The sequence below is a fragment of the Pseudomonas sp. TE9122 genome, from assembly GCF_056278925.1.
This window is the reverse complement of sequence record NZ_JBWBQI010000001.1, coordinates 3,371,360-3,391,634: the sequence shown is the minus strand read 5'-3', so window position 1 is coordinate 3,391,634 and position 20,275 is coordinate 3,371,360. Positions and strand designations below refer to the sequence as shown.

21 protein-coding genes are annotated in these 20,275 nt (G+C 57.9%); 17 read left to right on the top strand and 4 right to left on the bottom strand.

What is annotated here, in order from left to right:
- Nucleotides 1-18: 18 nt before the first annotated feature.
- Complete coding sequence (locus tag ACZ9BE_RS15225; RefSeq protein ID WP_252867941.1) at nucleotides 19-1,287, bottom strand: hypothetical protein; 1,269 nt, start codon at nucleotides 1,285-1,287, stop codon at nucleotides 19-21.
- Between the two features lie 108 nt (nucleotides 1,288-1,395).
- Nucleotides 1,396-1,866 (bottom strand): hypothetical protein, encoded by a 471-nt coding sequence (locus ACZ9BE_RS15220; protein WP_252867940.1) that lies wholly within the window; start codon nucleotides 1,864-1,866, stop codon nucleotides 1,396-1,398.
- Between the two features lie 164 nt (nucleotides 1,867-2,030).
- On the opposite strand from ACZ9BE_RS15220, the gene ACZ9BE_RS15215 reads away from it, so the two are divergent.
- Nucleotides 2,031-2,699, top strand: coding sequence for a ribonuclease T2 family protein (locus ACZ9BE_RS15215; RefSeq protein ID WP_476249649.1), 669 nt, complete (start codon nucleotides 2,031-2,033; stop codon nucleotides 2,697-2,699).
- Nucleotides 2,700-2,876: 177 nt separating this feature from the next.
- Here the strand turns inward: ACZ9BE_RS15215 and ACZ9BE_RS15210 are convergent, their stop codons facing one another.
- The gene (locus ACZ9BE_RS15210) at nucleotides 2,877-3,734 is read right to left on the bottom strand and encodes a LysR substrate-binding domain-containing protein (RefSeq protein WP_217852083.1); all 858 of its coding nucleotides are present in this window, start codon (nucleotides 3,732-3,734) and stop codon (nucleotides 2,877-2,879) included.
- 108 nt (nucleotides 3,735-3,842) lie between these two features.
- Between ACZ9BE_RS15210 and ACZ9BE_RS15205 the strand changes: the two genes are divergently transcribed.
- The 3 genes from ACZ9BE_RS15205 to ACZ9BE_RS15195 all read left to right on the top strand — a co-directional run bounded on the left by ACZ9BE_RS15205 (nucleotide 3,843) and on the right by ACZ9BE_RS15195 (nucleotide 7,078).
- The gene (locus tag ACZ9BE_RS15205) at nucleotides 3,843-4,550 is read left to right on the top strand and encodes a haloacid dehalogenase type II (RefSeq protein WP_315435427.1); all 708 of its coding nucleotides are present in this window, start codon (nucleotides 3,843-3,845) and stop codon (nucleotides 4,548-4,550) included.
- Nucleotides 4,551-4,561: 11 nt separating this feature from the next.
- Nucleotides 4,562-5,335, top strand: coding sequence for an aldolase (locus ACZ9BE_RS15200; RefSeq protein ID WP_476249648.1), 774 nt, complete (start codon nucleotides 4,562-4,564; stop codon nucleotides 5,333-5,335).
- 174 nt (nucleotides 5,336-5,509) lie between these two features.
- Nucleotides 5,510-7,078, top strand: a complete 1,569-nt coding sequence (locus tag ACZ9BE_RS15195; RefSeq protein ID WP_460062136.1) for a sensor domain-containing diguanylate cyclase — start codon at nucleotides 5,510-5,512, stop codon at nucleotides 7,076-7,078.
- A 159-nt stretch (nucleotides 7,079-7,237) separates the two neighbouring features.
- Here ACZ9BE_RS15195 and ACZ9BE_RS15190 read toward each other — a convergent pair whose 3' ends face one another.
- Nucleotides 7,238-7,603, bottom strand: coding sequence for a hypothetical protein (locus ACZ9BE_RS15190; protein ID WP_476249647.1), 366 nt, complete (start codon nucleotides 7,601-7,603; stop codon nucleotides 7,238-7,240).
- Between the two features lie 189 nt (nucleotides 7,604-7,792).
- Between ACZ9BE_RS15190 and ACZ9BE_RS15185 the strand changes: the two genes are divergently transcribed.
- From ACZ9BE_RS15185 to ACZ9BE_RS15125, 13 genes are all read left to right on the top strand, one after another.
- On the top strand, nucleotides 7,793-8,233 hold the full coding sequence (locus ACZ9BE_RS15185; RefSeq protein ID WP_016775423.1) for a carboxymuconolactone decarboxylase family protein: 441 nt from the start codon (nucleotides 7,793-7,795) through the stop codon (nucleotides 8,231-8,233).
- 113 nt (nucleotides 8,234-8,346) lie between these two features.
- Nucleotides 8,347-8,517 carry a hypothetical protein gene (locus ACZ9BE_RS15180; RefSeq protein WP_157115956.1) on the top strand — a complete coding sequence of 57 codons (171 nt, stop codon included), beginning with the start codon at nucleotides 8,347-8,349 and terminating at the stop codon, nucleotides 8,515-8,517.
- A 617-nt stretch (nucleotides 8,518-9,134) separates the two neighbouring features.
- Nucleotides 9,135-9,512: a c-type cytochrome gene (locus ACZ9BE_RS15175; protein WP_073471400.1), complete on the top strand. Its 378-nt coding sequence runs from the start codon at nucleotides 9,135-9,137 to the stop codon at nucleotides 9,510-9,512.
- A gap of 82 nt (nucleotides 9,513-9,594) precedes the next feature.
- The gene (locus tag ACZ9BE_RS15170) at nucleotides 9,595-10,773 is read left to right on the top strand and encodes a 4-hydroxybenzoate 3-monooxygenase (protein WP_476249646.1); all 1,179 of its coding nucleotides are present in this window, start codon (nucleotides 9,595-9,597) and stop codon (nucleotides 10,771-10,773) included.
- Nucleotides 10,774-10,818: 45 nt separating this feature from the next.
- Complete coding sequence (locus tag ACZ9BE_RS15165) at nucleotides 10,819-11,532, top strand: glutamine amidotransferase-related protein (RefSeq protein WP_460143523.1); 714 nt, start codon at nucleotides 10,819-10,821, stop codon at nucleotides 11,530-11,532.
- Nucleotides 11,533-11,619: 87 nt separating this feature from the next.
- A complete protein-coding gene (locus ACZ9BE_RS15160; RefSeq protein WP_476249645.1) occupies nucleotides 11,620-12,222 on the top strand; it encodes a LysE family translocator in 603 nt (200 codons plus the stop codon).
- 31 nt (nucleotides 12,223-12,253) lie between these two features.
- A complete protein-coding gene (gene murI, locus ACZ9BE_RS15155) occupies nucleotides 12,254-13,066 on the top strand; it encodes a glutamate racemase (protein ID WP_476249644.1) in 813 nt (270 codons plus the stop codon).
- A gap of 91 nt (nucleotides 13,067-13,157) precedes the next feature.
- The gene (locus tag ACZ9BE_RS15150) at nucleotides 13,158-13,769 is read left to right on the top strand and encodes a glutathione S-transferase family protein (protein ID WP_460143521.1); all 612 of its coding nucleotides are present in this window, start codon (nucleotides 13,158-13,160) and stop codon (nucleotides 13,767-13,769) included.
- 156 nt (nucleotides 13,770-13,925) lie between these two features.
- The gene (locus tag ACZ9BE_RS15145) at nucleotides 13,926-15,449 is read left to right on the top strand and encodes an anthranilate synthase component I family protein (RefSeq protein WP_460143520.1); all 1,524 of its coding nucleotides are present in this window, start codon (nucleotides 13,926-13,928) and stop codon (nucleotides 15,447-15,449) included.
- Nucleotides 15,430-16,035, top strand: coding sequence for an anthranilate synthase component II (locus ACZ9BE_RS15140; RefSeq protein WP_476249643.1), 606 nt, complete (start codon nucleotides 15,430-15,432; stop codon nucleotides 16,033-16,035). The genes ACZ9BE_RS15145 and ACZ9BE_RS15140 overlap by 20 nt, the downstream gene beginning before the upstream one ends.
- 85 nt (nucleotides 16,036-16,120) lie before the next feature.
- Nucleotides 16,121-16,612: a sigma-70 family RNA polymerase sigma factor gene (locus ACZ9BE_RS15135; RefSeq protein ID WP_476249642.1), complete on the top strand. Its 492-nt coding sequence runs from the start codon at nucleotides 16,121-16,123 to the stop codon at nucleotides 16,610-16,612.
- Nucleotides 16,613-16,700: 88 nt separating this feature from the next.
- Nucleotides 16,701-17,684, top strand: coding sequence for a FecR family protein (locus tag ACZ9BE_RS15130; RefSeq protein ID WP_476249641.1), 984 nt, complete (start codon nucleotides 16,701-16,703; stop codon nucleotides 17,682-17,684).
- Between the two features lie 98 nt (nucleotides 17,685-17,782).
- Nucleotides 17,783-20,209 (top strand): TonB-dependent siderophore receptor, encoded by a 2,427-nt coding sequence (locus ACZ9BE_RS15125; RefSeq protein ID WP_476249640.1) that lies wholly within the window; start codon nucleotides 17,783-17,785, stop codon nucleotides 20,207-20,209.
- Nucleotides 20,210-20,275: the final 66 nt, after the last annotated feature.

Here is a 20,275-nt window from a genome sequence, read left to right as displayed (position 1 = left end):
AAGGGGCGGTGGGCCAGTCTAGTGAATGGTTCTTTCACGTGTCATCCCAATGGTTCTCAATCGAGGAGTTTCTACACGTGCAGAGTCTTGTGGTGGTGAAGTGATCGGTGTCAAAACTGCTGAATGAACTGTCTCCCAATTGAGCAAATGTTCCGCCCTTTGTTGCCATGTAAGTCCGCGAGTCATCGCGGGCCGCAACGGTTTTCGCGTTACCTTGCTGTGACGGGTTGCTATACAGAAAGGGGTATAGCGAGGCAATTCGTACAAATTCAGATAGCGCAGGTCGCTACTGCATAAAAGCAGAATGTCTCCGAATGAAAACAGTGGAAACGCGGTAACTTCGACCTTTTTCTTTTCGTTGAGCCGAGTCCGCCATTGCCGGTTGTCCACGTCTCCAAGACTGATCTCCGCGTCGAGAATAAAGCGTGCCGGACCTTGCTGACGTATCGCCAGATTCCCGGCCGCAGCGTATGTAATGGTTGGCATGGCGCCGGGCGACAGGAGCAGAAACGCAGCGAAGAGCACCAATGCCGCCACGGCTCCATACGCGATGCGCGCAAGGAAGTGACCTTTACTGATGTAAAAGATGAAAACGGGAACCAGACTCAGGATGAGTGTGCCGAGAGAAAACAGGCCAATAATTGTCACGGCTTTAGCGTTGTCTTCCCCAACGTAGGTAGAGAGGATCAGCAACGTTGGCAGTGAAGCAAACAAAACTGCGAGTCCTATGACACCCCCCACAAACAAGCGAAAGCCATTTTTCTTCCACCTGTTCAAGTGCATTGTGTCTTCATCGACAATGGCTCGAAATTGTCTGAAAAAGAACAATGCAAAGTAGGCGGTCAGTGTGAGGAAAAAGATCATTCCTACTGAAATTCCGGCACTGAAAGTGTTCGGGTAGATAAACAACAAAATAATGAACACACAGAAACCGATGCACAGGGGAAGCAGCAACCAAGCGGCGACTCGACTGTGCTTTTCCGGCACTTTGTCAAACATTGATACGGTGACGCCATAGAACCAGGCGCTGGCAAAAAGTACACCCAAGTAGCCGACCATGATCAAAACGATCAACAGCAACCAGAGCGCCAATGCAGCTTTCGCATCGATGGCTGCTAGAAACAAGTCTGTGCGGCCAATTGCGCGCGTGTAAATGTACAAGCCGAGAATAGCCATGCCTGCACCCAGGAACCCTAGCGTAACGGTGATTTGACTCCAGTAATCGAGGACGTGTTTGAAGTTGCGTTTAAAGAAAAGCGAGAAGGTCGGGGCGGTTGAAGCATCCATGTAATCAGAGATTCCATTCATTGGTTGTGAGTCTAAAAAGCGGCCGGCCTTCGTCGGAAGGCAGGCCATATCAGCGGGGCGGGTATCGCAGTCACGAAAAGCGAGGAGCTAAAGTCCCAACCCCTCCTGGACCACTTGCAGCAGATTATTTTCGGTCAAGGCAATGGCATCCAGCTCCTGCCCGGTTTCAACCGTCTGCAACCACCAGTGACTTTCGTGGTGTTCATCGACAGTGCGCAGCAGATAGGTATTCCTGTCTTCCAGAGTAATCTGCACGCGCCCGGCGCCATCCTCGGTAAACCGCGCAATCGGATCGAACGTAAGGCTGTGATGATTAGCCTCGATCACCAACTGGTCGATCGCGTAATCATGGCTTTCACCATCCGGCGAACTTTCGCAAACGTGCGTAGGATTTCGCCGAATCTTCAGTCCTACTTCGGTGACTGGTTGCAGCCAGCCCTCAATGCGGTGGTACAAGTCGTACACCTGAGCAGGCCAGCAATCGATTTCCAGCGCCGCATCAGCCTGGGTGTGCCGTGTCTGCTTGAGTCTGGCGGCGAGTTCGTCTGCTTTACTCATGTCGGTTCCCTTGTTGGATGTCTGCCTGTTCAGCGTAGACCTTTGCACGGCGCAGGGCCTTGCCTTGCGTCATGCGCTTGCAATACAAGCGTGTCGAAATCAGCACTGGCCAGGTCTGGCCAACAACGAAAACCACGGACGCAGGCGTCCCAAGGAACGGGTTAATGAAAAAGCTGTTTACAATTCTGGCGCTGATCGCGCTGACGGCCGGTAGCATCGGCACGAGTTCGGCGCGTCAGCCGGCGTCGATGAAAGCGCAGGCCGAATCGGTGGCGGGGGTGTTCGACTACTACCTGCTGGCGCTGTCCTGGTCACCGACTTTTTGTCTGACGCACAAGGACGATGCGCAGTGCACAGGCAAGGGTTATGGTTTTGTCCTGCACGGTTTGTGGCCGCAATACGCCAAGGGCGGCTGGCCGCAATCCTGCCCGCCGCTGACCAGGCTATCGGCGGCAGAAACCAGCAAGGGCCTGACGATGTACCCGACGAAAAAACTCCTTGATCACGAATGGTCCAAGCACGGTACCTGCAGCGGTCTTGGCGCAATGGGTTATCTGGACAAGTCCGATCAGGCCCTCGGCGCGGTGAAGATTCCGCAGGCGTTACAGCCGTTCGGCTCGACGTCGTACTACTTCGAAGCGCAAGAGATTGTCGATCTGTTTCGCAAGGCCAATCCGGGTATTTCCGAGGATGGAATTGCGGTGATTTGCAGCGGCCCGCAGCTGTCGGAAGTGCGGGTGTGCATGGACAAGGATTTGCAGTTCGGCGCGTGTGGCAAAGGGGTGAAGACTCAGTGCCGGGCGGGGGATATTCGGGTGCCGCCGGTACGGTGAACCATCCGTAATGAGCCAGGGAAAACAGGCGCTCCCGTGAGCGCCTGTTTTTTTGGCCTGAGGATTTGGAAATGTGAATATGAATACGATCCACGCTACTACTCAAACACCATGAACATCCCCACCGCCGACCTCCTCCGCGAAATCAACAAACCCGAATAAAGATCCTCGGGGGATTCAGGCAAATCCCCCCGCATCCACCCCCAATTCCCCACGCAAAAACTCCACCAGCCCCCGCTGCAACCCACTCAATACCCCCTCGCGGCTGACCAGCGCCAGTTCCGTCGGCGCCAACTCCGGCAGATCCCTACACACCTCATGCTCTGGCAATAGCGCCGAAACCGGCAAAACCGAAATCCCTAACCCAGACGCTACCGCCGCTTGAATCCCGGTCAGGCTGTGGCTGCCGAACGCCACTCGCCACGGTCGCTGCGCCACATCGAGCAGGCGAATCGCCCGTTGTCGGTACAGGCAGCCCTGCGGAAACAGCGCCAGCGGCAGCACACCGCTGGAGGTGTCGAAGTCGGTGCCTTTGACCCAGACCAGTCGTTCCGGCCAGGTGGCCCATGCCGGGCCGCTGTCGGGTTCGCGTTTGATCAGGGCAATGTCGATGTCGCCGGCGTCGAGGCGTTGGCGCAGGTCGAGGCTCATGCCGCTGATGGTTTCCAGGCGCGCCTGCGGATGGTTGCGGGTGAAGCCGGCGAGGATCAGGGCCATGCGCCGGGCGTCGAAGTCTTCCGGCATGCCGATGCGCAGCACTTCCAGGTCGACGTCACTGGCCAGCGCTTGCGTGGCTTCGGCGGACAGCGCCAGCAATCGGCGCGCATAGTGGATCAGCAGTTCGCCGTGTTCGGTGACCGCGACGTTCACTCCGGTGCGGTCGCGCAGGAGTAGCGGGTGGCCGACCAGATCCTCGAGTTTGCGCACCTGCTGGCTGACCGTCGATTGGGTGCGGTGCACACGTTCGGCAGCACGGGTGAAGCTGCCTTCATCGACCACGCAGACAAAGGTTTTCAGCAATTCCAGATCCAGCATGACGGCGTTCCTGATAGTGGATTTGCGAATGACGATGGCGTGTTTATTTAATTTCACACTATCACTGCGCGCTCATAAGCTGAAGTCCTCACTCTGGAGGATTGACCGATGACCTTGAACAACACGCCACGCCCGCACTGGCTGACCTTCGATTGCTACGGCACGCTGATTCAGTGGGATGAAGGCCTGAAAGCCGTGGTCGAAAAAATGCTCAGCGACAAGGGCGAGCACGCCGTCGACGCCACTAAGTTGATCGAAGTCTACGACCGTCACGAGCACCGTCTCGAACAAACGCCGCCGCACCGTTCCTTTCGCGAACTCAGCACCCTCGGCCTGCAACTGGCGCTGGCAGAACTGGGCTTGCCGAGCCAGTCCGAGGACAGTCAGCGTCTGGCGGCGGCCATCCCGAACATGCCGCCATTTGCCGAAGTGGTCGACACCCTCGCGCAGCTCAAAGCCATGGGCTTCAAGCTGTGCATTGTCTCCAACACTGACGACGACATCATCGCCGGTAACGTCGCGCAACTCGGCGGCCATATCGACCGGGTGATCACCGCGCAACAGGCCGGTGCCTACAAACCGGCGCCGCGCCTGTTCGACTACGCTCATGAGCAATTGGGCGTGTCCCGGGATGAAGTGGTGCACATCTGCGCCAGCCCCATGCTCGATCACACGGCGGCGCGGGACATGGGCTTTCGATGCGTGTGGATCGATCGCGGCACGGGTCGTCAGTTATTGCCGGACTATCGCCCCGACGCGATCCTGTCCAGCCTCGATCAAGTGCTGCCGCTGTTCAAATCCCTCGGCTGGACCTAAGGAGAATTGCCATGGCTCATATCTTGAGCGGCACTGGCAAAGCCAGACCAACCGCGACGCTGAACCTGGAAACCGAAGCGGTCATCACCGCCCGCAACGAACTCGCTGCGTGCTTTCAACTGGCCGCATTGCATGGTCTGGAGGAGGGCATCTGCAATCATTTTTCGGCGATGCTGCCGGGGCATGATGATCTGTTTCTGGTCAATCCATACGGCTACGCTTTTTCGGAAGTGACCGCGCAGAATCTGCTGGTCTGCGACTTCGCCGGCAACGTGGTCGATGGCGAAGGCGAGCCCGAAGCGACCGCGTTCTACATCCACGCGCGCCTGCACAAGCAACTGCCACGAGTAAAAGTCGCGTTCCACACGCACATGCCGCACGCCACCGCGTTGTGCCTGTTGCAAGGCCCGCCGCTGCTGTGGCTGGGGCAGACTGCGCTGAAGTTTTACGGGCGCACAGCGGTGGACGAGGATTACAACGGTCTCGCACTGGACGCATCCGAAGGTGACCGCATCGCCAGCGTCATGGGCGACGCCGACATTCTCTTTCTGAAAAACCACGGGGTGATTATCGCCGCGCCGAGCATTGCCGAAGCCTGGGACGATCTGTATTACCTGGAACGCGCCGCGCAGGTGCAACTGCTGGCACTGGCCACTCAGCGCGAATTGAAACCGGTGCCCCATGCGATTGCGCAGCGCGCCTATGAACAAATGCGTGAAGGCGATGCGCAAAGTGCCCGCGCGCACCTGACCAGCGCGATGCGGCGGCTGGCCCTGCACAACTGATTAACCGTAAAGAAGCAATCGTAAATAAATCGACGAAAAGCGATCATCCAAACTCGCGACGCGCCGATAACTGGGCGGGAGGCGGGCGTTTGCCCGGTACATCCCGGTGGGCTACGCTCACACATACAAGGGTTTCGGGCTCGCGCCCCTGTCGTACCTGCCCAGGACATGCTTTTGCCAATCCCCAATAACGATCCGCATCAGGCCCCCGGCACGCTCAAACGGTTGCCGCTTCGCAAAGCGGCGGTGCTGTTTATCGTTGCGGTGAGCCTATGCCTCTGCGGTCTGCTGTACCTGCAACTGGAGCAGTCGCGGCGTCAGGATCTGGCGGTGGCGAAAATGGCTTCGGGCAACCTGACCAGGGCCATGGCGCAGCAGGCCGAGGACACTGTGCGGGCGGCGGATCTGGTGATGACCAGCCTGGTCGACTGGATTCAGGACGATGGTTACGGGGCGGTGCAGCGCCCTCGGTTGCAGCGGATCTTTGCCCGCCGCGCGCAGCAACTGGATCAGTTGCATGGCATCTTTCTCTTCGATCGCGAAGGGCAGTGGGTCATTACTTCGTTCGCCGATCTGCCTCGTGGCAATGGCGTGGCCGATCGCGAATATTTCAAGTTCCATCAGCAGAATGCGTCGACCGTTGCGCACATCGGTCCGGCGATTCGCAGCCGCGAAAACGGCGAGTGGATCATTCCGATTTCCAGACGCGTCAACGACCAGCTCGGCAACTTTCAGGGCGTGCTGATGGCGGGCATCCGCATGTCCTACTTCGATCAGTTCTTCAAAAGCTTCAGCCTCGATGACAGCGGCATCATGTTTCTGGCGCTGACCGACGGCACCTTGCTGGCGCGACGGCCCTTTGATGAGTCGTTGATCAACACCTCGGTGGCCCACGGCGAGATCTATCAAACCCTGCTGCCGAACGCTAACGCTGGCACCGCGATGCTCAACTCCGTGGTCGACGGCGTGACCCGCTTGTATGGCTATCGACAGCTCGCCTCGTATCCGCTGGTGGTCTCTGCGGCGACGTCGCAAGACACGATTCTGCAGGGCTGGTATGACCGCGCCTTTCAGTCCAGCGTGATTGTCGCGCTGGTGATTCTCGGGGTTGGCCTGTTCGGCTGGGTGTTCATTCATCAAGTGCGCGACGGCGAGCGTATCGAGAAAAACCTGCGCAAGGCGCAACTGGCGCTGGAGCAGATCGCCACCCACGACAGCCTCACGGGACTTGCCAATCGGCGCTTGTTCGAGCGCTCGCTGGACATCGAATTTGCCCGGGGCGCGCGCCAGGTCAGTCCGGTCAGCCTGATCATGCTTGATATCGATTTCTTCAAGCGCTACAACGACGCTTACGGCCATGTCGCCGGCGATCAATGCCTGGCGCAGGTGGCGCAAGTGGTGAAGGCCTGCTGCCAGCGCAAGTCGGATCTGGCGGTGCGTTATGGCGGCGAAGAGTTTGCCGTGCTGTTGCCGGACACGGACATCAACGGCGCGCTGGCGATAGCCGGGCAGATTCGCCGCAGCGTGATCGACAAGCACATCATCCACAGCGGCTCGCCGACCGGTTATCTCACCGTGAGCCTGGGCTGTTATTCATTCATTCCGCATGGCAACGACAGCCCGCAGGTGTTTATCCAGCGCGCGGACGCGGCGTTGTATGAGGCGAAAAATGCCGGGCGCAATCGCGCGGCGGTGTTTACAGCTGAAGAGGGTTTTGCCGAGCTGATGCGTTCGGATCGCTGATTCTTTCAATCAACAGACATCAGAAGTGGGAGCGAGCCTGCGCGCGAATCGGTGTGTCAGCTTGCATCAAGGTTGGCTGACAGACCGCTTTCGCGAGCAGGCTCGCTCCCACATTGGGTCCTGATGTAAGCAGGACTATCTGGGATGGCTCTTGTTCGTTCAGCTGCCCGTGCCACCGCCCGCACCACCCGTGCCGCCGCCGGCCGAACCGGTGCCGCCACCCGCGCCGGACCCCGAACCGCTGACGCCGCCATTGGTGCCCGTTCCAGTGCCCATGCCCGAACCAGTGCCTGTCCCTGTCCCGGTTCCTGTCCCGGTTCCTGTGCCAGTTCCGTTATTGGTTCCACCAGAATTGCTGTCAACGGAAGGCGAGCCCGGCGTGCTGTCTGGCGGCATGGTCGAACTGCTGGCGCCGCCGGACTTGGTGCCCGTCGCATCGGTGCTGTCATTGGCAGCGAAGCTGGCGGCGGATGCCGTGGCGAGCAGGCCGGCCAACAATAACGAAGTGAATTTGCGCGTCATCATGGTACGTCTCCTGATAAAGGGGATTACCTGATATTGGTCAGGCGCACTGAAACCTTGGTGCCCGTCGAGTGACGAGCGGTCAGTCGCCGCGCCAAGTGGCCTACCGTTCTTCTGCAATATTGGCTATTTGCCGAACCACCCCCGGGGACTAACGTAGCCACACATTCAATCGCTACCCCGGAGCCCACCATGCAACCTCGTGCCGATTTCTACACCGCTTCCCCCGATGCCATGAAAGCGATGATGGCGCTGGAAAATGCCGTCTCGAAACTGTCGCTGGAAAAGAGCCTGCTCGAACTGGTCAAGCTGCGCTCTTCACAGATCAACGGCTGCGCATTCTGCATCGACATGCACACCGCCGACGCGATCAAGGACGGCGAAACCCCACGCCGCCTGTTCGCCGTGACAGCATGGCGGGAAGCGCCGTTCTTCAGCGAGCGTGAACGTGCCGCACTGCTGTGGACCGAGTCGCTGACACAACTGAGCCTGACCCACGCGCCGGACGAAGACTATGAAGTCGTCGCTGCGCAGTTTTCGCCGAAGGAACTGGTTGACCTGACGGTGGCGATCAACACCATCAATGGCTGGAATCGCCTGGCAGTGGGCTTCCGCAAACTGCCGCAGGCCTAAGCTGCCCACAATCCCCTGAAGGAGCTGCGCAAGGCTGCGATAATTTGATCTTGTCCTTTAAAAGCAAAGTCAAAAGCTCGCAGCCTGCGGCAGCTCCCGCAGGCGGGGCATCAATGCCCGTGCGCTCGGCGCTCTTGCGCATCAAGGGCGCCATCGCTGTGGCGATGATGAAGCAGACCGTGATCATCACCGGCCAGCATGGCGCCGGTGCCCTGGAACCGGTCAGTCATCACGGCTGCGCTTTGGCGATCGCTTGGGTACGGCAGGCGCGTTGCTGGGCTTGATGTATGCCTGGTTGATAGGCACGGGTCTGATGCACGCCGGCCGGTTTCAGGGTTTGGGAGAAACACTGATGGTCTGTAGCGCTTGGGCGTTGGCGCTGACCATTCAGACCACGGAACTTTGATTGCTTCAGGATATTTTCAGTGTTGTCAATTTGATTATCAGGTGTTGACATATTCTGAAACAAGTGTGAGATTAGTCGTCGTGAGTAAGGATGTACTCATCGCTATAGATCAGACTATGAACGGCTCAAGGGATTGGCATGTTTCATCTCATCGCATTACTTATCTGTTCGCCTCCGCATGCCTTTACCGTCAAGGCAGTCAATCGTTGCTCTGTTTTTCTTCTGCGCTGTAGCAATAGTTATTCTTCAACCCTCGGCGCGGGAAAATTTCTTACCGACCGGTAATTCCGGAAAATAACCAGATCCTGGAACTCGTTCGTTTCTTTTTGGAAGCGCGCGATACGTTTTGGTAACCGGAATGAAAGAAGCGACCAACAAGTTATCGTGGGCCGCCTGCATGTCGGATGAAGTCTTTCGTCTGGTTTTTGACAAGCCTTGATTACGCTGGAACAAGGTCGTTCATATCCATCGGTACAAATAGGCAGCATCAAAAATATGAGTAAGAAAATCACTGTGTTGCTGAGTTTGGTATTGGCTGCGCAAACATCCGTGTCCGTCGCGGATAACGCTAACGGGAAAAAACTGTATCTGCAGCGATGCGCAGTTTGCCACGGAGCAGACATCAGAGGGACAGGTCCCTTGGCGAACAAAAGCAATCCGGCAACTCCTGATCTTACTCTGCCAGGTTTCAGAAAAAGACTTGATGAATATCCGGGGGTTATCGTTTCGTCGGTGATACTTCGGCCCAGCGGGAATTTGATCCCGAAAACATTGCGAGAAAACGGGGTAAAGATACCGCCACATGCGTGGAGTATTAACGACCTTCGTGATTTGCATCAGTACATGAGCAGTGTGATTTTCAGGAAGAACTGATTTCGACATGGATGGCGAAGGCAGCGTCCCGGCCATTTGAATTGTGTTTGCTTTAAGCCTTATTACTCAGAGGGACAACCCCATGCGGACAAAGGTTGCAATCGTTGGAGCAGGGCCGGCTGGATTAATGTTGGGGCAACTGCTTTCGCAGATGAACATCAGCAATATCATTGTTGAAAGCCGATCCAGGGAATACGTCGAGGGACGCAGTCGTGCGGGCCAGATTACACCCGCGACTGTCCGCATCCTGACACAAAGTGGTGTGGGTGAAAGAGTTCATGCTGAAGGGATGAAACATTCCACCCTGCAGTTCCATTACGACGGATCTACCCGTGAACTGGATTTCGAGGCACTCACCGGGCAAACCGTAATGATTTACGGGCAACAGGAAATCATCAAGGATCTCGTCGCAGCACGGTTGCGGACAGAGTATCCGCTGCTGTTTGGCGCTGCCGATGTCCAAGTGCATGGCACTGATGGTAACTCGCCTTCGGTGACGTTCCGACATGACGGCAGGCAGCAGAGTGTTGAATGTGATTTTGTTGTCGGCTGCGACGGCTTTCATGGCATTTGCCGGCCGCAAATCGCTAACGCACTCACTTGTTATTCTCACGCTTACCCGTTTGCATGGCTGGCGGTACTCGCCGAAATGACGCCAATTGCCAAGGATGTCATCTTTTCCAGCCACGAAACCGGGCTGGCATTGTTCACCATGCGCTCGGCGAAGGTTTCAAGAATTTATCTGCAATGTTCTCCGGACGAAGATCCCAATGAGTGGTCTGCCGCGCGCATCTGGGATCTCTTGCAATCGCGGATTGAAGGGCGGCCGGAGAAAGTTGACGGCGGGGCCATTATTGAAAAAAGTATTGTGCAACTGAGAAGTTTCGTTGCCGAAAAAATGCAAAAGGGCAGGTTGTTCCTCGCGGGTGATGCTGCGCACATCGTGCCGCCTACTGCTGCCAAGGGGCTTAACCTGGCTGTCTCCGATGCCAATATTCTGGCTCGTGGCTTCGAGCATTTTTATGCCAGCGACAAGGACGATCTGTTGCTGTCGTATTCCGGCATTGCGTTGAAACAGGTGTGGCGGGATGTGCAATTTTCCCATTCGATGGCGATGTTGCTGCATCGTTATGACGACAATGCTCAATTCCACAGACGACTTCAAATAGCTGAACTTGATCGCATTCTCGGCACTGGCCCGGCGGCGCAGAATTTCGCCGAACTGTGGGTGGGCAGTCCTCCCTTCGCCGCGTCGATTTAAATCAGGCCTAGATCAAGTTGATCAGTGAACACATGGAGTTGTGCAATGGCTCAAACACGCAAGGTCTTGATTATTTTGCATCAGGGACACTCGACGCCCGGCCGCGTAGGCGTCCTCCTGAATCAAATGGGATTTGAGCTGGATGTCCGCCGACCACGATTCGGTGATCCGCTTCCGCAGTGCATGGCAGAGCACGCGGGCGTGGCCGTTTACGGCGGCCCGATGAGCGCTAATGATAACGACGCTTATATTCGCGACGAGATCGACTGGTTGGCCAAGCCGTTGAAGGAAGGCAAGCCTTTGCTGGGTCTTTGTCTGGGCGGGCAAATGCTGACTCGGCACTTGGGATCGCGCGTCTACCGACTGGATGGTGGGATAACCGAGGCCGGTTATTACCCGATAACACCGCTGGCTGCTGCTCACGAGATAACGGCTGACGCCTGCGCTCCTTTTCCAGACCATGTCTATCAATGGCACAGCGAAGGCTTCGATCTGCCGCCAGGCGCTACGCAGCTAGCCGAAGGTTCGACCTTTCCGGTTCAAGCCTATCGATATGCAACTAACGCCTACGCTCTGCAGTTTCACCCGGAAGTGACTTACGAGACGATCGACCGTTGGGCAATGCTCGGTGGCGAACGACTCAAAGCGCCGGGTACCCGGCCTGCAGCCGAACATACTGCCGGTTGGCATCAATATGATTGCGCGGTGGCGACCTGGATCAAAGCGTTTCTTCCCAAATGGATCGGATCGCCTGCTTGAGAACTGAAAGTCCGAGTATCAAAACCTGACTGAATAACTTCAATAAATATTGTCTTGAATTCGCGACTTATGCGGGGATTGCGCGGTATGGATTTTCAACTTTGGATATTGTTTTGCGTAGTATTTCTATCGGCCGCGATACTTCCCGGGCCGAATGTTGCCTTTTCCATGGCACAAGCCCTGGATCACGGTTTCAAGGAATCGTTTCCAGCTGCCATTGGTTTCGGCCTGGCCAGTGGCGGGCACGCCGTTATTGTTTTGTCCGGTCTAGGGATATTGGTAAGAGATAACCCCGGTATTTTGTTCTGGCTGAAATGGGTGGGCGTTGTTTACCTGCTCTATCTCGCTTTTAAAGCGCTGCGTTCGCATACCCAGGTTGCAGTTGCCACTTCGCGCAAGCGAACCCCTCTGCAAATGTTTACCGGAGCGATGATCGTTTCGTTTACAAATCCCAAGGGGATATTGACCAACATCATCTTGTTTCCAACGTTCATCGATAACGCCTTGCCGTATATTCCGCAGTGCATTGCATTGGTGTCGACGGCAATATTCATCTCTACCACAGTATATGCACTGTATATGCTCATGGCGGGGCATGCGGCGAAGATTCTTCGCACAAAACGCCAAATGAGTGTCGTAACAGGGGTTTTATATATCGGCGTCGCTGCGACCATTGCGACAACTATCTGAAAACTTACGGGTATTCAAGGAGGGATTCGGATTGATTGGCGTATTTGATTTCGGCAGCGGTGGTTTAACGGTAATGCGCGCGTTTGAGTCGGCCCTGCCCGATGAGCAGTTCGTCTATTTGGGCGATCATGGAAACGCACCTTATGGCAATGATGCAGTCGACGATATCCATGATCTTACCCAGGCCGCCATTACTCGCCTTTTCAAGTATGGCTGCTCATTAGTTGTCATCGCCTGTAACACGGCGGTTGCCACCAGTCTGCAAAGATTGCAGCAGACGTGGCTTGCTGAGGTTCATCCCGGTCGCAGGGTGATCGGCGTTGTTGCACCTGTCGCCGACAGGATCGCGAACTCTGCTTGTGATTATCCAGTGCAAAGCGTCGCGGTCTTCGCGACTCAGCACACGGTTCAGTCAAATATCTTTGCGTCGCAAATCAATAATCGGCGTGCCGATATAAAGGTGTACCAACAAGCCTGTCAGGGCCTGGCGTTGCTCATTGAACAAGGTGTGCCTGAGGACATGCTGCGCACTGAGATTCGTAAACATGTCAATGCGCTCCTGAGTGCTGCTCCACAGGTGCCAGATGTTTGCATACTGGGCTGTACGCATTATCCGATTATTGAACACCTCTGGCGGCTCGAGCTGCCGGATTCCATGCGGCTGATTTCCCAGTCCGACGCCGCCGCTGAGAGTCTGGTGGAGTACCTGAAAAGTAATCCTCATCTCTCAAGTGCAAGAGCAGGCGGCAACAGGTTCTTGACGACAGGCGATAGTGCAACGGTTTCACAACGAGCCTCGTTGTTCTACGGGGCGAGGGTGGCGTTTGCACCAATTGATGCATAGCCGATTACCACAAGTTTCGCCCTTTGTTCACCAGTGTCACACGGAGTGGAAGGGGCGATGAAACGGATAGTCAATATTTCAGGAGAAAGCGATGAAACTGGTTGGCATGATGGGATCACCCTATGTTCGGCGCGTGGCCGTTTCTATGCGGCTGATGGGGCTGGAACATGAACATCGGCAGATCTCGGTGTTTCGCGATACGGATGAATTTCGAACCATCAATTCGGTGGTCAAGGCGCCGACGCTGATTTGCGAAAACGGCGAAATGATCATGGACTCATCGATGATCCTTGATTATCTGGAGGCGCAGGTCGCACCGGACCGCAGTTTGATGCCGAAGGATTCGGCGGAGCATCAAAAGGTGCTGTCGCTCATCGGGCTCGGCCTCGCGGTATGCGAAAAAGCGGTCCAGCTAGAGTATGAATACAACAAACCGGTCGCTTTTCACTATGAGCCTTGGCAAACGCGCGTCACCGAGCAATTGCATGCCGCGTTGGCGCTTCTGGAAAAGGCTGCAGCCAGCGCCAATCCTTGGCTTGCAACGGCGCAGTTGTCTCAGGCCGATGTAACCGTGGCCGCCGCCTGGCGCTTCACCCAGTTCAGGGTCTCCCACTTGGTCGAGGTCCAGAACTACACAGCGCTTGCCGCTTACGCTGACCGGGTGGAGCAACTGCCCGAGTTTGTTGCTACGCCGCTGAAATAAGCGCTGTGCCTGCCCCGGTATCGGGGCAGGCCGCAACCGTCCGATTCGCATCACCGCACCCTACAAGATCCCTCTCAATCGCAATGGCAAATCTGATCGCAGGGCTATGACGCTGTTGGCCGATCTGTTACTGCGTGATCAACCGGAGACACAAGGATGTTGAGCCTAGAAGATTTTTTTGCCTATGGCGAGGCGGGGTATACCCATGTGCCGCTTTGGCAAACCCTGTCATTGCCGCCAGAGGTGGAAGCCGTTGCGCTGTATCAGGCTCTAGCCAACTGCGGGCAAGATTATCTGTTCGAAACCGGCCACTGGCACGAGGGTGTGTTCGCGCCGGCGTACTCGGTGATTGGCCTGCCTTGCAGTCAGCGCGTCGAACTCGATGAGGGTGTCTTGCGCCTGTACCGTGACGGACAGATTTCGGTGACGATTGACTGTATTGATCCGTTGGCAGAACTGGGCAAGTTGCAGAAGGGCTTTCGTATACCGCAATGCCCGGGCCTGCCATGTTTCAGCGGTGGGTTCTTTGGCTATTTCGGTTTCGAAACGACTCGGCTCATCGAGTCGCGTCTGCGTCGAGTGCCGCGCAAGCCCTCTGGGTTTCAGCTGCCTGATGTATTGCAATTGATCAGCATGGATCTCGTCGTGCTGGATCACCGCGAGCATCTGGCTTATTGCATCGTGCATGAACCCCCGAAGGCGCTGGGCGATTACCAGTGTGGGCAGGATCGGCTCAACCGACTGATCGCAAATGTGCGCCCGTTGCTCGTACCGCGCGCCTCTGGCGGGCATGTGGTCGAGGTGACAACGCCGGTCGTCGAATCGGCCTTCCCGAAGTCAGCGTTCATTGAGGCCGTAGCCAGGATCAAGGACTACATCGCTGCGGGCGATGTGATGCAGGTGGTTTTATCCCAACGCATGAGCCTGCCTTTCGACGAGGACGCCGTCGCGCTGTACCGATCCCTGTCCGATCTGGGCCACACGCCTTATCGCTACTTGTTGAACCTGGGCGACTGCCAGGTGGTTGGCGCCTCTCCGGAAATGTTGTTTCGTCAGGAGCAACAAACGGTGGCCACCCGGCCAATGGCTGGTACACGCCGGCGGGGCAGTGGGGCAGTCGAAGACCACCGACTCAGGGATGAACTGCTCGCTGATCCGAAGGAAATTGCCGAGCATATGATGCTCGTTGACCTGTCGCGCAATGACCTCGGCCGATTGGCTCGCGTCGGCAGTGTGCAGGTGACGCAGTTGCTGAACGTGGAATATTTCTCCCATGTCATGCACATCGTCTCAACCGTGACCGGGCAGGTGCCGGACCACGTGACCGGGCTGGACCTGCTCAAAAGCATTTTCCCCGCAGGCACGCTGAGCGGGGCCTCGAAGGTGCGGGCGCTGGAGATCATTGCCGAACTGGAACCGCATTCTCGCGGGGTGTATGGCGGCGCGATCGGTTATCTCGACTGGAGCGGCCGTGCCGACCTGGCGATCGCCATTCGAACCGCACTGCTGCAAGACGCCCGTCTCTACGTTCAGGCCGGCGCCGGCGTGGTGCAGGATTCGGTAGCCGATCGTGAGTGGCAGGAAACGCTGGAGAAAAGCCAGTTGCTGCGGGTCGCCGCCGGCCGCTGTCAATCGATCGCCCAACGCCAGGAATTGCCATATGCACTTAATGATCGATAACTACGACTCCTTCACCTACAACATCGTGCAGTACCTGGGCATGCTCGGGGCTGAGGTTGAAGTGCGTCGTAATGACGAAATGACCTTGGCTGACATCGAAGCGCTGGCGCCAGAGTCTTTGATTGTCTCGCCTGGGCCGTGCTCTCCAACAGAAGCGGGCATTTCCCTTGCGGCCATCCATCATTTCGCAGGCCGTTTGCCGATATTGGGCATCTGTCTGGGGCATCAATGCGTTACCGCTGCTTTCGGCGGCGAGGTGCGCAGGGCGAGGCAGGTGCTGCACGGCAAGGTTTCCCGTATCAGTCACGACAGTCGTGACCTGTTCGACGGCTTGCCTGACGGCTTGCAAGTCGCGCGGTACCACTCTCTGGTGGCGGGTGTCTTGCCCGGCGAATTGGTGGCTACTGCGCACGTGCTGGATGACGACGGCATGCCGGGTGAGATCATGGCGCTTCGGCACCGAGACCTGCCGATCTATGGCGTGCAGTTTCACCCGGAGTCATTGATGACGCCGCAAGGTCTGGCGATGTTGGCAAACTACCTGCAACTGGTTGAGCGAACCCGGCTGACCAGGTACGCGCTTTGAGCGCTCTGTTCGAGGAATCGATTGCCTCGCCTTAATAGGAAGCATTACTATTCGCGCCTCTTTCCTCAGCGCGTCGCCAACCCTCATGCGTCCCCGCAGACCCGGCTTTTTCGAGCATTACGAAGAGTTGATCGGCACCTGGACTCGTCGCCTGCGCAATCGCGCGCAGGCCGAGGATCTGGCGCACGACACCTTTGTGCGGGTGCTCGAGGCGGATTCGGCGGCGGTGCAGCAGCCCCGCGCGTATCTGCATCAGACCGCGCGCAATATCGCGGTCGATGGTTATCGGCGGGAGGACCGGCGGGGCGCCCTGGAGGCGGAGGCGGTCGATGACAGTGCGTCGTCGGCGGGCGATCCGGAGCATTACATGCACGCGATCCAGTTGGCCGATTCCATCGAACGCGCGCTCACCGAGCTGCCGCTCAACTGCCGCAAGATCTTTGTATGGCAGAAGATCGAAGGCCTGACGCAGGCAGAAATCGCCGAACGCCTGGGGCTGTCCAAGAACATGGTCGAAAAGTATATGATCCGCACCCTGCGCCATCTGCGTGAGCGGCTGGATGGCTTGCAGTCATGATGACGTGTGACGTCGAAAAGATCGCAGCCTTCGGCAGCTCCTACAGGGGGGCCTGCCTGCTCTCAACCTCAGCCGGACAGAATATTCCATGATGGAGACGAGAGATTGCGCCTGTGGGCAAGCGGCGGTGCGTGACGAGGCGGCGGCATGGTTCGTGCGATTGCAGGAGCCGAATGTCAGCGTCGAGCAACAGCAGCGCTTCGAGGCCTGGCTGAACGAGCATCCGCAGCACCGTGCAGAATTCCAGCTGCTACAGGACTTGTGGGCGGCTGCTGATCTGCTGCCGACGTCGCGTCTGCAGGCGCTTGCCGAAACTCCGCCAGCTCGCCGCCAACGTCGGCCGATGCTGCGTTATGCCGTCGCCGCGAGTGTTCTGGCCGTGGCGCTGGGGCTTGGCCTGTTCAGCGGGCTGAATCATCCGGGCGGTTACCGCGCTGAATTCGCCACGGCGCCGGGCGAGCGCAAGCATGTGGCGTTGCCGGACGGTTCTGTAATCGATCTGAACAGTCGCAGCCGCTTGCAGGTGCGTTATGAGCAGGATCGACGGGTTATCGAATTGAGCGCGGGCGAGGCGATGTTCAGCGTTGAACACGACGCCTCGCGTCCGTTTATTGTCGAAGCCGGCAGCGGCAGGGTCACGGTCACCGGTACGCGTTTCGATGTGCGCCGCGATGCCACGCAAACCCGCGTGGCGGTGGAGCAGGGCACGGTGAAGGTGCAGGGAAGTGCTGCCCCGGACAACCAATTCATCAACCTCACCGCAGGCCTCGGCACTGCGGTCGATGCCCAAGGCAAAGTCCTGCCGGCCTACGCGGTCAACCCGGCGCAGCTGACCGCGTGGCGCAACGGCAAACTGGTGTTCAACAACGCCAGCCTCAGCGAAGTAGCTGCAGAAGTATCGCGCTATCGCGACAAGCCGCTGACCGTAACCCAGCCGAACGTAGCCAGCCTGCGCCTGACCAGCGTGTTCAAATCCGACGACACCGACGCCTTGCTCAAAGCCTTGCCGAGCATCCTGCCGGTGACGGTGCGCACCCTTGCCGATGGCAGTCAGGAAATAATTTCCAGATAGCATTCAGGTTTTTTCGCCGTTCATCGTCTTCCTGTTCAACTGCAACTGGTTTGCATTAACAGCCGCACACTCTTGCGATCCACAGGACTCCGTACGACGTGAACATCACCACAACCCACAATAAAAAATCCCCTTGGTTGCCACTGGCCTTGGCGCTCGCGGTCAGTGCCGCGATGCCGTTGGCGTTTGCCGCTGAAGCCATTCATATCCGCGCGCAACCGCTGGGCCAGGCCTTGAGCGAACTGGGCCAGCAAACCTCGCTGCAGGTGTTTTTCAGCCCCGAGCTGGTGGCCGGCAAACAAGCTCCAGCGGTAGACGGCGACCTCGCGCCAGAGCAGGCGCTGCGGCAGTTGCTGCAGGGCAGCGGCCTCGATTATCAGATCAATGAAGGCTCGGTGACGCTCGCCCCAGCCGCGACTTCCGCAGCCAGCAACGGCCCCCTGGAACTGGGTGTGACCGACATCAAAGTGGTCGGCGACTGGCTCGGTGACGCGGACGCTGCGGTGGTGCAGAACCACCCCGGCGCACGCACGGTGATTCGCCGCGAAGCGATGGTCGAGCAGGGCGCGATGAACGTCAGCGACGTGCTCAAGCGCGTGCCTGGCGTGCAGGTGCAGGACTCCAATGGCACCGGCGGCAGTGATATTTCCCTCAACGTCGGCGTGCGCGGTCTGACTTCGCGCCTGTCGCCACGCTCGACTGTTTTGATCGATGGCGTACCAGCGGCGTTCGCGCCTTACGGCCAGCCGCAACTGTCGATGGCGCCGATTTCCTCTGGCAATCTCGACAGCATCGACGTCGTGCGCGGCGCCGGTTCCGTGCGCTACGGGCCGCAGAACGTCGGCGGCGTGATCAACTTCGTGACCCGCGCGATTCCGGAGAAAACCACCGGCGAAATCGGCACCGCCCTGGAAACCACGCAGTACGGCGGCTGGAAACACATCGACACCGCATTTCTTGGCGGCACCGCCGACAACGGCATGGGCGTCGCGCTGTTGTATTCCGGCGTCAACGGCCACGGCTATCGCGAGCGCAACAACGGCAACGACATCGACGACGTGCTGCTCAAGACGCACTGGGCGCCGACCGATCAGGACGATTTCAGCCTCAACTTCCACTACTACGACGCCAGTGCCGACATGCCGGGTGGCCTGACGCAGCGTCAGTACGACGACAAACCGTACGAGTCGGTGCGTGACTACGACCAGTTCACAGGCCGGCGCAAAGACGTGTCGTTCAAGTGGATCCGCCAGATCGACGAGCGCACCCAGGCAGAAATTCTCACCTATTACACCGACAGCTTTCGCGGCAGCACCATCGCCGCGCGCGATCAGCGCACCCTCAGCTCATACCCGCGTTCCTACTACACCCTCGGCATCGAACCGCGCGTGTCGCGGGTGTTCGATGTCGGCCCGACCACCCAGGAAGTCAGCGTCGGTTATCGCTATCTGAAAGAGGCGATGCACGAAGAATCGAGTCGTCTGGCGCTGGTCAACAACCAGCCGGTGGTCACGCCGACCTCCGACGGCCATGTGTTCCAGGATCGCACCGGCGGCACCGAGGCCAATTCGGTGTATGTCGACAACAAGATCGACGTCGGCAACTGGACCATCACCCCGGGCATTCGCTTCGAACACATCAGCACCGATTGGCACGACCGCGCCGTGCTCGACACCGCTGGCCGGCCGGTCCAGGAGAAAAACCGCAGCATCGAAAGCAATGAGCCGCTGCCGGCGCTGAGCGTGATGTATCACCTGTCCGATGCCTGGAAGCTGTTCGCTAATTACGAAACCTCGTTCGGCAGCCTGCAGTATTTCCAGCTCGGCCAGGGCGGTTCGGGTGACAGCACCGCCAACGGTCTGGAGCCGGAAAAGGCCAAGACCTACGAGATCGGCACGCGCTACAACGATGATGTCTGGGGCGGCGAGGTGACGCTGTTCTACATCGATTTCGATGACGAACTGCAATACATCAGCAACGACGTCGGCTGGACCAACCTCGGCGCGACCAAGCACCAGGGCATTGAAGCCTCGGTGCATTACGACATGGCCGCACTCGACCCGCGCCTCGATGGTTTGACTGCCAACGCCGGTTTCACCTACACCCGCGCCACCTATGAAGGCGAGATCCCCGGCTTCAAGGGCCGCGATCTGCCGTTCTATTCGCGGCAGGTTGCGACGGTCGGTTTGCGTTACGACATCAATCGCTGGACCTGGAACATCGATGGCTTCGCCCAATCGAAACAGCGTTCGCCGGGCACCGGTGTGAATGCGAATGGCAGCTTCAACGGCAACTACATCACCGAAGGCACAGCAGACGGGCAGTACGGCGACATCCCGGGTTACGTGACCTGGAACGTGCGCGGCGGTTATGACTTTGGTCCGCAGGTGTCGAACCTCAAGCTTGGTGCCGGGGTGAAGAACGTCTTCGACAAGCAATACTTCACCCGCTCCAGCGACAACAACTCGGGGATGTATGTCGGCGCACCGCGCACGTTCTTCGTGCAGGCCAGCGTCGGTTTTTAAAACACAAGAGCAAAAGATCGCAGCCTTCGGCAGCTCCTACAGGATGTTCGCCGATCCCCTGTAGGA